This window comes from Flavobacterium sp. W22_SRS_FP1, assembly GCF_052113685.1.
Classification (GTDB): Bacteria; Bacteroidota; Bacteroidia; order Flavobacteriales; family Flavobacteriaceae; genus Flavobacterium.
The window spans coordinates 13,597-25,107 of record NZ_JBGQOE010000014.1 but is presented as its reverse complement, the minus strand read 5'-3'; the positions used below and the strand labels follow the sequence as shown (position 1 = coordinate 25,107).

Genomic DNA, 11,511 nt, shown 5'->3' with positions numbered 1-11,511 from the left:
TTCCTAATGTATTTATTTGAAAAATTAAATTACCTGACAGCCACAGGCTGTACTTCTTTTAATTTCAAATTTCTGTGATCTATTTTAGCATTCCATGTTCAATTACCGCATCGAGCATTTATACAATACTTTAAATGCGGCAAGCTCTTTTTATTTTCGCAATGATTTAACCATTACCTTATCAATCTTAACTCCATCCATATCTATGACTTCCAATTCAAATTTATGCCAAAACAATTTTTCTCCCTGCTTTGGTATATGTGAAAGTTCCGTCATTATTAATCCGCTGACCGTAGTCACGTTGTAATCATTTATTAATTCGTCCAGATCAAAATAAGTGAGAAAGTCATGTAACGAATAATGTCCGTCTACCAACCAGCTTCCATCTTCTCTCTCCACCAATTGAAAATCTTCTTTATCAAAATCTGAAGCATCTCCCACCAATGCTTCCAAAATATCATTCAATGTTATAACTCCCTGAAAAATGCCATACTCATCGGCCACAAAGGCATAATGAATACCCGTTTTCTTGAATCTTTCCAGGGCTTTGTATGCCGTTGTATGTTCCATCATGAATGGCGCTTCCGTCATAATCTCCGACAAACTGATACTTTCATCATCAATATGCGCAAAAATGCTTTTCAAATTCACAACACCAACAATGTCGTCATAATCATTGCCATAAACCGGATAAATAGAATGCAGTCCTTTTAACATACATTCCTTAACCTTAACTTTATTTGAATGCAAGGGTAAAAACACAACTGACTTCCTGTGGGTCATCAAAGAATTTACTTTTCTATCCCCAATATGAAAAACGCGCTCTACAATATCTTGTTCAATTTCCTGAACTTCTCCACCTTCTGTTCCTTCTTTTATAAATGCCTTTATTTCTTCTTCAGTTACCTTACCGTCTGTATTTGGTTTTATTTGCAGAATTCCCAACAAAAACTCTGTAGCATGTGTTAACAACCAAATAAACGGTGCCGTTATTATCGAAACCATTTTCATGGGCAATGCAACTGCTTTGGCAATGGCAATAGGATGGTTCATACCTATTCTTTTGGGCAACAGCTCCCCTAAAACCAATGAGAAAAAAGTTAAGACCACTACAACTATCCCTACTGCTAGGGTATGTGCATAAGGCATCAGTACATCAAACGTTTTGACGAAAGTCTCCACATTCATCGTTATCTTATCGCCGCTATAGATACCCGTTAGGATCCCTATCAGAGTTATACCTATTTGAATTGTGGATAAAAACTTGTTTGGCGAATTGGCTAATTCCAAAGCAACTTTAGCACTTTTATTTCCCTTTTTGGCAGCAGATTCCAATCTGTTTTTTCTTGCCGAAATCAATGCGATTTCAGACATGGAGAAAACCCCGTTCAACAGTATTAAAAAAAATATTATTAGTATTTCCATATTTTTCAGCCCAGATACTAGTGAACAGACTTCAGCCTCGTTATTTCAGGTTTATTAGCGCATTCAATCGACTAAATGACGCTTTTTACTTCAACACTTCAAACACAACAAAAATTATGACTTACAACGCGTAGCTTGTATAGCTACTATAACTTGTCTATAACTGTACTTAAACGCTCTGTAATTTCCTGAATTGTCCCTATCCCATTTACGGCGTAGAACTTGTCTTGCTCGTTATAATACCCCATTAACGGAGCTGTTTTTTCGTTGTATTCTTGGTAACGGTTTCTTATTTTTTCTTCATCTTGATCGTCAATCCTACCACTTGTTTTCCCTCTTTCCAACAAACGTTGTATTAGGATTTCGTCGTCAGCTTCTAATGCAATTGTAGCAGCGACTTTAGAACCAATTGACTCAAGAAAGACATCCAAGGCCTCAGCTTGCGAAATTGTTCTTGGGTAGCCATCAAACAAAATTCCATTAGTATCTGGGTGTTTATTAACCTCATCAATAAGCATTTTGGTTGTCAATTCATCTGGAACCAAATCACCGGCATCCATAAAAACTCTCGCTTGTTTACCAAGTTCGGTATCATTTTTTAAATTAAAACGAAATACATCACCTGTCGATATATGGGTTAAATTGTATTTTCCTTTCAAAAATTCTGCTTGAGTTCCTTTTCCTGCTCCTGGCTTTCCAAATAAGACTATGTTGATCATAATGTGTGTTGAGTAGTTATTCTTTTAGTTTATATACTTCGGGTAAATTTCTTCCAAGACCATCATAATCTAGACCAAAACCAACAATAAATTTATTAGGAATTCTAATCCCTATATAATCAATTTTAATGTCTTTTTTATAAGCTTCGGGTTTAAAGAAAAGCGTAGCTATTTTAAAATGCTTTACATTCTGTTGTTTGAATAATTCCTTTAGTTCAACCAAAGTGTTACCGGTATCAACAATGTCTTCTATGATAACAACAGACCGTCCAGACAAATCTTGGTTTAAACCTATCAATTGTTTCACCTCATTTGTCGTTGAAGTCCCTTCATAAGAAGCCATTTTTATAAAACTTACTTCGCAGGGTTTAGTATATTTTTTCATGAAGTCAGAAACGACCATAAAAGAGCCATTTAAAACCCCAATAAATACAGGTGTTTCATCTATAAAATCGTCTTCCACTTGTTGTACCATTTTTGTGATGGCAAACTCTATTTCTTTGGCGGAAATAAACGGAACAAATTGTTTATCGTGAAGTTGAATCATTATTATCCTATTTTAAATAATTCGCAAATATACAGAATTCGCTTTTTACAATTGGCAAACGAACTTATTTTTGTCTTTTTATCTGAGTTTTAAAATAAAAGAACTAAAAACACCACAAAACTAGCAACATATTAGCTAGAATCAACAAAGATTATAAAGCATCATTTCCCTACTTAAGCATTTAAAAGTATCTTTGCTCTCAATAAAATTTTAATACAATGAATTATTTTTCTTCGGATTTTAAATTGGGAATTCTAGGAGGCGGACAATTGGGTAAAATGATGCTTTTTGATACTCGGAAATTTGACATACAGACCTACGTTCTAGATCCAAGTGATGAAGCACCTTGCAAAATCGCCTGTGACAAATTCTTCAAAGGGGATTTAATGGATTTTGAAACCGTATATAATTTTGGGAAACAGGTAGATGTATTAACTTTTGAAATCGAACTTGTGAATCTTGCCGCTTTGGTCAAATTAGAAGAAGAAGGATTGAATGTTTATCCTTCGCCCAAAACATTAAAACTGATACAAAATAAAGGAGTTCAGAAAAATTTTTATACAGAACACAATATACCTACTGCTCCTTACGGCAGGTTTACCAATCTAAAAAGTCTAATCATTGACATCCTTGACGACAAAACAAAATTCCCGTTTGTATGGAAATGCACTGAATTTGGTTACGATGGAAACGGAGTCAAAGTCATTAGACAAATCTCTGATTTAGATGAGCTGCCTAATGTAGAATGTATCGCTGAAGAAATGATTCCTTTTAAAAACGAATTGGCCGTTATTGTTTGTCGCAATCCATCAGGAGAAATCAGAACCTATCCAGTGGTGGAAATGGAGTTTCATCCAGAAGCTAATCAGGTGGAATACGTAATCTGCCCAGCCAGGATTGATGACAAAGTAGCCGATAAAGCTAGGGCCATTGCATTAAGCGTTTCCGAACAGTTCAATCATGTAGGACTTTTGGCGGTTGAAATGTTTCAAACTGAAGATGATGAAATATTAGTAAATGAAGTCGCTCCCCGCCCACATAATTCGGGACACTATTCTATAGAAGGAAGCTACACTTCTCAATTTGAAAATCATTTACGAGCAATATTAAATCTTCCATTAGGAAATACAGACAGTAAGGTTGCAGCCGTAATGGTTAATTTAGTAGGTGCAGAAGGGTTTGCTGGAAATGTAGTTTATGAAAATATTCATACTATTTTAGGCTGGAATGGGGTCACTCCACACATTTACGGTAAAAAACAAACACGTCCTTTTCGTAAAATGGGACATGTGACTATCGTAAGCCAGGACATGAATAAAGCTAGACAAATTGCTGAGGATGTAAAGAATACAATAAGCGTGATCAGTTTGCAGTAATCAGTTTACAACAGAGGTTAAAAACATTAAACTATAAACAAAAAACACAATGAGTAAAGTAGCCATAATAATGGGAAGCATCTCTGATATGCCAGTCATGCAAGAAGCCATTGAAGTCTTGAAAGGGTTTGGAATAGAAATAGAAGTTGATATTGTGTCGGCTCACAGAACGCCAAACAAGCTCTATGATTTTAGCAAAAACGCGCACCTTCGTGGCATTTCAGTCGTTATTGCAGGTGCTGGAGGCGCTGCACATTTACCAGGAATGGTAGCCTCTATGTCACCTCTTCCAGTTATCGGTGTTCCCGTAAAATCAAGCAATTCTATTGATGGCTGGGATAGCATTTTGTCAATCCTTCAAATGCCAGGAGGAGTTCCAGTTGCTACTGTAGCTTTAAATGGCGCAAAAAACGCAGGAATCCTGGCAGCTCAAATAATCGGAAGTCACGACAAAGCTGTTTTAGACAAGGTAATCAAATATAAAAAAGGCCTAGAAGAGTCCGTAATTATTGCATCCGAAAGTTTACTTAAAAAATAACCTTTCCTTATACAAACAAAGGCTTCCTTAATAGGAAGCCTTTGTTATTGCTAAAATTTTTGTCTTTCAATCGAAATTAGTCCTCTTCTTCAATTTCTTCAAGAATACCCTCAAATTCAGAAGCTATAAAATCTTCCTTACTCAACCACTTCTCAGAAGTTACTAAACTATAATTGACATTATCTGTCGTAGTTAGTTCCCAAATTATATCTTCGGCTTCAGGGAAAGGGATGTTTTGAGTCATTTGATCTTCAAACAATCTTTTAATCAAATTTCTATCTGAAAGTCCGTTGTTCAATAATTTCAGCACATTTTCTGCTGTTAATTTTTTAACTTCTTCAACATCATTTGGCTCCATAGAAAAACGAATAACCGAAGCTTTTGCGTTTGGGAAGGTTCCATTAAAGGCTTTAAAAAGCAATTGATTCGTACTAAACAAAGCCGCCTGCATATCTATCTCAGGATATTCCTCACAAACGGTGTCAATTAACATGTCGTTTGATATTTGTTGGATTTGACCATCATTTAACTTTTCGCTCAATTTGTATTCCAACACCATTACAGCGGCCTCTTTCGGTTCATAATCTGATATGGCCATGGAAAGCAATTCGCCTAAATTCTGTTTCTCGGCCGCAGATGCATCTGGATAATTGAACTTTTCTAATAATTGGACATAGTCTTCATCTGACCAATATCCTTCAATTTCATTGACGTTAAATACACTCTTTATTATAATTTGATAGTTCATCTATTGTATATTATTTTCTGTTGTTTGTGATTAGTTATTTCTAAATTTAATCTTAGCTTACAATTTAAGCTTTTTAAAATACTATCGGCAATAAATAACATTTTTATAACACAACAGTTAAAATTTAAAGTAGCAAATGCATCCTGTTTTCTAATCTCATTTTTTTATAAATCGCTATATTTGTGTTTGAAATTATTTTGTTTCAAATAATGAAAACTAATTACAATACAATGAAAGTCTTAACTTCAAAATTCAACACTAAATACGACACGGCTCCCTTCTCAATGATTAAAAATGAAGATTTTCTTCCCGCTTTTCTAGAAGGAATTGCATTGGCAAAAAATGAAATAGATGCCATTGTAACTAACAAGGACAAGCCCACATTTGAGAACACTATCGAAGCTTTAGATTTTAGCGGCTACGCCTTAGATCGCATTTCAAGTATATTTTTTAACCTGAACTCGGCTGAAACTAGTGACGAGATTCAGAAAATCGCTCAGGAAGTTTCCCCTTTATTATCTGAATTCGGGAATGACATAACCCTAAATGCTGATTTATTTGCCAAAGTAAAAGCCGTGTACGATCAAAAAGAAAGCTTGAGTCTCAATCCAGAAAAAGCCACACTTTTAGACAAAAAATACAAAAGTTTTTCCAGAAACGGCGCCAATTTGCCCGAAGACAAAAAGATTATTCTTCGAGAAATCGACAAAGAACTATCGAAGACAAGCCTTAAGTTTGGCGAAAATGTTTTAGCGGAAACTCAAGGCTTTCAATTGCACATTATAAATGAGAAAGACCTATTCGGTTTGCCAGAAGGAACCATCGAGGCAGCTCGCTCACTAGCCAAGAGTCAGGAAAGCGACGGATGGATTTTTACTTTAGATTACCCTAGTTATGTTCCCTTTGTCACTTATGCTGACAACCGTGAGCTCAGAAAAAAAATGGCTGTCGCTTTTGGCGCCAAAGGATTTCAAAACAACGAATTTGACAATCAAGAAAATGTACTTAAAATTGCCAAATTGCGATTCGAGAGAGCGCAAGTTTTAGGTTATGCCACCCACTCCCACTTTGTTCTTGAAGAAAGAATGGCTGAGAATCCAGAAAAAGTAAAAACATTTGCTACAGACCTGATGCAAAAAGCAAAGCCGGCCGCAATGAAAGAATTTGCAGAGTTAGCGGATTTCGCCAAAAAACGCGACGGAATTGAGCAGTTGCAAAAATGGGATGGAGCATATTACTCCGAGAAATTAAAACAAGAACTCTTTAATCTAGATGACGAAAAACTAAAACCCTATTTTCAGCTAGAAAAAGTGCTGGATGGTGCCTTTACAGTAGCTAAAAAACTATATGGTATTACTTTCGAGGAAACTTTTGAAATTGACAAATACCACGATGAAGTAACAACTTATGAGGTAAAGGATATAGACAATCAATTAGTTGCCATTTTATATGCTGATTTTTTTCCAAGGAAAGGGAAACGAAATGGCGCTTGGATGACTTCCTATAAATCACAGTTTATCAAAGAAGGTCTTAACGAAAGGCCACACATATCGATTGTTTGCAATTTCACAAAAGCAACAGAAACGAAACCATCATTGTTAACATTTAACGAAGTAACTACACTGTTTCATGAGTTTGGCCACGCCTTACACGGAATGCTAGCCAATACAACCTACCCGAGTTTATCAGGAACTTCCGTTTATTGGGATTTTGTGGAATTGCCAAGTCAGATTATGGAAAACTGGTGTTACGAGCCCGAAGCATTGGCTCTGTTCGCCTATCACTATCAAACGGATGAAATGATACCGATTGAGTTAGTACAAAAAATCAAGGAGAGTTCTAATTTTCAAGAAGGAATGGCAACCATGCGTCAGTTAAGTTTTGGAATGTTAGACATGGGATGGCACGCACAAGACCCTTCAAGCATCAAGGACATAAAAACTTTTGAATTGCAGCAATTTTCGGAGACGCAATTGTATCCTGACGTAAAAGAGAATGCCATGAGTACTTCATTCTCTCACATTTTTCAAGGCGGGTATTCTTCAGGTTATTACAGCTACAAATGGGCCGAAGTACTAGATGCAGATGCCTTCGAATATTTTCAGGAAAAAGGCATTTTTAATAAAGAAGTTGCCGACAAATTCAAAGACAATATCCTTTCCAAGGGTGGGACAGAAAACCCTATGATTTTATACAAACGTTTCAGAGGACACGAACCAAGTCCAGATGCTTTGTTAAAAAGAGCTGGCCTAATTTAGAAATAACAATAAAGACATTTGATTTCAAAACCGAGGCAGCGATGCTTCGGTTTTTTTTATTAAAGGAAAACTACCAAAAGCCACCAAAAAATCGGGATGCTCTCTACCCAAAAAGAAGTATAATATTTTGTTTGCTTTTCATTGGCGAAAGCCAAAAACAAAGAAAGTGCGAGAACTAGAATTGCATTGACAATCAATTGTTCTTCGATAAAATTATTCTTTAAAAGCTCTAAAAAATAAAAAGGAAGCAACAGCAATAATCCTACAATTTTTGTTCGCTTCACACCTATTTGTTGCGGTACGGTTTTTAAATGCGGATCATCATTAGTCAAATCAAGTATCTCAAAAATTAGAATTAGCACAAATACCAATATAAACCGTTGAATACATTTTAGAAAAAAATCAAATTCTAACGGAATATCTGCGTTTAACAGAGGTAAAACCAAGGTCACTCCCACCCAGCATAAAGCAACAATATAAATTTTCACACCAGCCCAGTTCCTAGCATTCTTCCTGTTTGGGAAAAAAGGCAGCGTATACAATAACGTCAATACTAAAAAAACTAATGAGACTATTTGAGTAATCCATTCTAGCTGAAAAAAGTAATAACCAACACATAGCAATGAAATAAAACTTAACAAAGCAATCAATTTAAGCTCGTTCCGCATTTCTCTTTTTTTGGCTCTGGCTAACGCGTCGTACTTCACAAAGTTATAGCCCACAATAGTTCCCCAAAAAGCAAAGTTAGCCATAGCTTGATCAGCAGTTATGTTGAACATAAAATGGGTCATTCGCACTAAAGCATATACCGATAAAGCCACATGAATACTGCTTCTAAGATAGAAATCAAATATTTTTTTAAAACTAATCATTAAACAAAATTAGTCAATTCTGAGCAAATACATCATTTAGTTGAAAAATTGATAAATAATCAGTCCAAAACACGAATTAGATTGTTTATAATACTTATTTTTGCAGCACTAAAAAAACACAACATTACCATACTTACATGAAAACAGACTCATTTGCTTTAAGACACTTAGGCCCAAGGGAAAACGATTTGCCAAAAATGTTAGAAACCATCGGTGTTGAAACTTTAGACCAGTTAATATCCGAAACAATTCCTAGCGACATACGTTTAAAAAAACCTTTGGAGTTGGAGCATATTATGACTGAATACGAATATGCAAATCATATTCGATTACTAGGTCGCTCTAACAAAGTATATAAATCATACATCGGCTTGGGCTATCACCCAACAATTGTCCCTGCTGCTATTCAAAGGAATATCTTTGAAAACCCGGGATGGTATACAGCTTATACACCATACCAAGCAGAAATTGCTCAGGGTCGTTTAGAAGCTATTCTGAATTTTCAAACGATGGTTATTGAATTAACCGGAATGGAAATTGCAAATGCATCTTTACTAGACGAAAGTACAGCCGCAGCTGAAGCAATGTCACTATTGTACGATGTTCGTTCTAGAGATCAAAAGAAAAATAACGTGTGTAAATTCTTTGTTTCCGAAGAAATATTACCACAAACCATATCTGTTTTACAAACGCGTTCCGCTCCAATTGGTGTAGAATTAGTACTTGGAAATCATCAAGAGTTTGATTTTTCAAATGAATTTTTCGGTGCGATATTGCAATATCCTGGAAAATACGGTCAAGTTTACGATTACGCTGATTTTATCAAAAAAGCGAATGATAATGAAATAAAAGTAGCCGTTGCTGCTGATATTTTGTCTTTAGTAAAACTAACACCTCCCGGAGAAATGGGAGCTGCTGTTGTAGTAGGAACAACACAACGTTTTGGTATCCCTATGGGTTACGGTGGACCACACGCTGCTTTTTTTGCTACCAAAGATGATTACAAACGTTCTATGCCGGGACGAATCATTGGCGTTTCGCAGGATGTCAATGGTAACCGTGCTTTGCGTATGGCACTACAAACACGTGAACAACATATTAAACGTGAAAAAGCAACTTCAAATATTTGCACCGCCCAAGTATTGTTGTCTGTTATGGCAGGAATGTTCGCCGTTTATCACGGTCCAAAAGGGTTAAAATATATAGCTAACAAGGTACACTCTTCTACTGCTACTTTAGCGCTAGCTTTAAGTAAGTTAGGTATCGACCAAACTAATACTGCCTTTTTTGACACTCTAGTAGTAAAAGCCGATGCTCAAAAAGTGAAAGCAATTGCTGAAAAAAATGAAGTAAATTTCTATTACGTCGATAATGAAACGGTCTCCATTTCTATAAATGAAACTATTTTATCTTCAGACATTAATCAAATAATTGCGATTTTTGCGGAAGCATTAGGGAAAGAAGCTTTTGAAGTTTCTGAATACGTTTCAGAAAACATTTATCCGATGACCTTAAACAGAAAATCGGAATTCTTAGCGCACGAAGTATTTAACACATATCATTCTGAAACTAGTCTGATGCGTTATATCAAAAAATTAGAGCGTAAAGACCTATCGTTAACCCATTCTATGATTGCTTTAGGTTCTTGTACGATGAAATTAAATGCAGCAGCAGAAATGTTGCCATTGAGTATGCCTTATTGGAATACAATTCATCCCTTTGCACCTTTAGATCAAGTAGAAGGTTATACTAAAATGCTTAAAAAACTAGAGAATCAGTTAAATGTGATTACCGGTTTTGCAGGAACTACTTTGCAACCTAACTCGGGTGCTCAAGGAGAATATGCTGGTTTAATGACCATTAGAGCCTATCACCTATCAAGAGGCGATGATCAAAGAAAAATATGTTTGATTCCTGGTTCCGCCCACGGAACAAACCCAGCTTCGGCTGCGATGGCAGGAATGACAATTATCGTTACTAAAACAATGGAAAACGGTAATATAGATGTAGAAGATGTAAAAGAAAAAGCGCTAAAGTATAAAGACCAACTGTCTTGCTTAATGATAACTTATCCCTCTACACATGGTGTTTTTGAAAGTGCAATTAGAGAAATCACTCAAATTGTCCACGATAATGGTGGTCTAGTGTACATGGACGGTGCGAATATGAATGCTCAAGTAGGATTAACTAATCCTGCAACTATTGGAGCTGATGTATGTCACTTGAACTTACACAAAACTTTTGCTATTCCTCACGGAGGCGGAGGACCGGGTGTTGGTCCGATTTGTGTAAACGACAAATTAGTTCCGTTTTTACCAAGCAATCCATTAGTACAAGTAGGTGGTAAAAAAGCGATTACCGCTATTTCTGGAGCTCCTTATGGTTCTGCTTTAGTATGTTTAATTTCATACGGTTACATTTGTATGTTAGGTTCTGAAGGAATTACAGATGCCACTAAATATGCTATTTTAAATGCAAATTATATGAAGGCACGTTTAGAAGAACATTATCCTATTTTGTATACTGGAGAAGCGGGAAGAGCAGCTCACGAAATGATTTTAGATTGTAGAAGTTTCAAAGAAAAAGGCATCGAGGTTTCTGATATTGCAAAACGTTTAATGGACTATGGTTTCCATGCTCCAACAGTTTCTTTTCCAGTGGCTGGAACTTTAATGATTGAACCAACAGAGTCTGAAGATGTTGCTGAATTAGATCGTTTTTGCGATGCGATGATTGCTATTCGTCAAGAAATCGAAGAGTCTTCAGCAGACGAACCAAATAATGTATTGAAAAACTCTCCACATACTTTAGCAATGCTAACTGCTGACACTTGGTTATTACCATATTCAAGAGAGACAGCGGCATATCCATTAGAGTACGTAGCTGAAAATAAATTTTGGCCAAGTGTACGCCGAGTTGATGAAACATACGGTGATAGAAACTTAGTATGTAGTTGCGCACCTATTGAAGCATACATGGAAAGCTAATACATATATTATATTAATAAAAATGCCTCGTAACTCGAGGC

At 36.0% G+C, this 11,511-nt stretch carries 9 protein-coding genes; 4 read left to right on the top strand and 5 right to left on the bottom strand.

Annotated elements, in window-relative coordinates:
• Positions 1-150 precede the first annotated feature (150 nt).
• The 3 genes from ACEN2H_RS09500 to hpt all read right to left on the bottom strand — a co-directional run bounded on the left by ACEN2H_RS09500 (position 151) and on the right by hpt (position 2,691).
• Entirely contained in the window at positions 151-1,374 is a 1,224-nt protein-coding gene (locus ACEN2H_RS09500; RefSeq protein ID WP_441732168.1) for a hemolysin family protein, read from the bottom strand.
• A 197-nt stretch (positions 1,375-1,571) separates the two neighbouring features.
• Positions 1,572-2,144 carry an adenylate kinase gene (locus ACEN2H_RS09495; protein WP_441732101.1) on the bottom strand — a complete coding sequence of 191 codons (573 nt, stop codon included), beginning with the start codon at positions 2,142-2,144 and terminating at the stop codon, positions 1,572-1,574.
• Between the two features lie 16 nt (positions 2,145-2,160).
• Positions 2,161-2,691: a hypoxanthine phosphoribosyltransferase gene (gene hpt, locus ACEN2H_RS09490; RefSeq protein ID WP_441732100.1), complete on the bottom strand. Its 531-nt coding sequence runs from the start codon at positions 2,689-2,691 to the stop codon at positions 2,161-2,163.
• A 218-nt stretch (positions 2,692-2,909) separates the two neighbouring features.
• Here hpt and ACEN2H_RS09485 point away from each other — a divergent pair, with 218 nt between their 5' ends.
• Both ACEN2H_RS09485 and purE read left to right on the top strand, forming a co-directional pair.
• The gene (locus ACEN2H_RS09485; protein ID WP_441732098.1) at positions 2,910-4,067 is read left to right on the top strand and encodes a 5-(carboxyamino)imidazole ribonucleotide synthase; all 1,158 of its coding nucleotides are present in this window, start codon (positions 2,910-2,912) and stop codon (positions 4,065-4,067) included.
• Positions 4,068-4,116: 49 nt separating this feature from the next.
• On the top strand, positions 4,117-4,605 hold the full coding sequence (purE, locus tag ACEN2H_RS09480) for a 5-(carboxyamino)imidazole ribonucleotide mutase (RefSeq protein ID WP_441732097.1): 489 nt from the start codon (positions 4,117-4,119) through the stop codon (positions 4,603-4,605).
• A gap of 76 nt (positions 4,606-4,681) precedes the next feature.
• On the opposite strand, the gene ACEN2H_RS09475 is transcribed toward purE, so the two are convergent.
• Positions 4,682-5,353: a hypothetical protein gene (locus ACEN2H_RS09475; RefSeq protein ID WP_441732096.1), complete on the bottom strand. Its 672-nt coding sequence runs from the start codon at positions 5,351-5,353 to the stop codon at positions 4,682-4,684.
• 230 nt (positions 5,354-5,583) lie between these two features.
• On the opposite strand from ACEN2H_RS09475, the gene ACEN2H_RS09470 reads away from it, so the two are divergent.
• A complete protein-coding gene (locus ACEN2H_RS09470) occupies positions 5,584-7,611 on the top strand; it encodes a M3 family metallopeptidase (RefSeq protein WP_441732167.1) in 2,028 nt (675 codons plus the stop codon).
• Between the two features lie 59 nt (positions 7,612-7,670).
• Here ACEN2H_RS09470 and ACEN2H_RS09465 read toward each other — a convergent pair whose 3' ends face one another.
• On the bottom strand, positions 7,671-8,483 hold the full coding sequence (locus ACEN2H_RS09465; RefSeq protein WP_441732095.1) for a hypothetical protein: 813 nt from the start codon (positions 8,481-8,483) through the stop codon (positions 7,671-7,673).
• Positions 8,484-8,620: 137 nt separating this feature from the next.
• Between ACEN2H_RS09465 and gcvP the strand changes: the two genes are divergently transcribed.
• Entirely contained in the window at positions 8,621-11,470 is a 2,850-nt protein-coding gene (gcvP, locus tag ACEN2H_RS09460) for an aminomethyl-transferring glycine dehydrogenase (RefSeq protein WP_441732094.1), read from the top strand.
• Positions 11,471-11,511 lie beyond the last annotated feature (41 nt).

Bases quoted from the DNA above. Each gene is read 5' to 3' on its own strand.
- purE (WP_441732097.1), top strand. From the start codon at position 4,117: ATGAGTAAAGTAGCCATAATAATGGGAAGCATCTCTGATATGCCAGTC.
- ACEN2H_RS09465 (WP_441732095.1), bottom strand. From the start codon at position 8,483: ATGATTAGTTTTAAAAAAATATTTGATTTCTATCTTAGAAGCAGTATT.
- ACEN2H_RS09500 (WP_441732168.1), bottom strand. From the start codon at position 1,374: ATGTCTGAAATCGCATTGATTTCGGCAAGAAAAAACAGATTGGAATCT.
- ACEN2H_RS09470 (WP_441732167.1), top strand. From the start codon at position 5,584: ATGAAAGTCTTAACTTCAAAATTCAACACTAAATACGACACGGCTCCC.
- ACEN2H_RS09475 (WP_441732096.1), bottom strand. From the start codon at position 5,353: ATGAACTATCAAATTATAATAAAGAGTGTATTTAACGTCAATGAAATT.
- gcvP (WP_441732094.1), top strand. From the start codon at position 8,621: ATGAAAACAGACTCATTTGCTTTAAGACACTTAGGCCCAAGGGAAAAC.
- hpt (WP_441732100.1), bottom strand. From the start codon at position 2,691: ATGATTCAACTTCACGATAAACAATTTGTTCCGTTTATTTCCGCCAAA.
- ACEN2H_RS09485 (WP_441732098.1), top strand. From the start codon at position 2,910: ATGAATTATTTTTCTTCGGATTTTAAATTGGGAATTCTAGGAGGCGGA.
- ACEN2H_RS09495 (WP_441732101.1), bottom strand. From the start codon at position 2,144: ATGATCAACATAGTCTTATTTGGAAAGCCAGGAGCAGGAAAAGGAACT.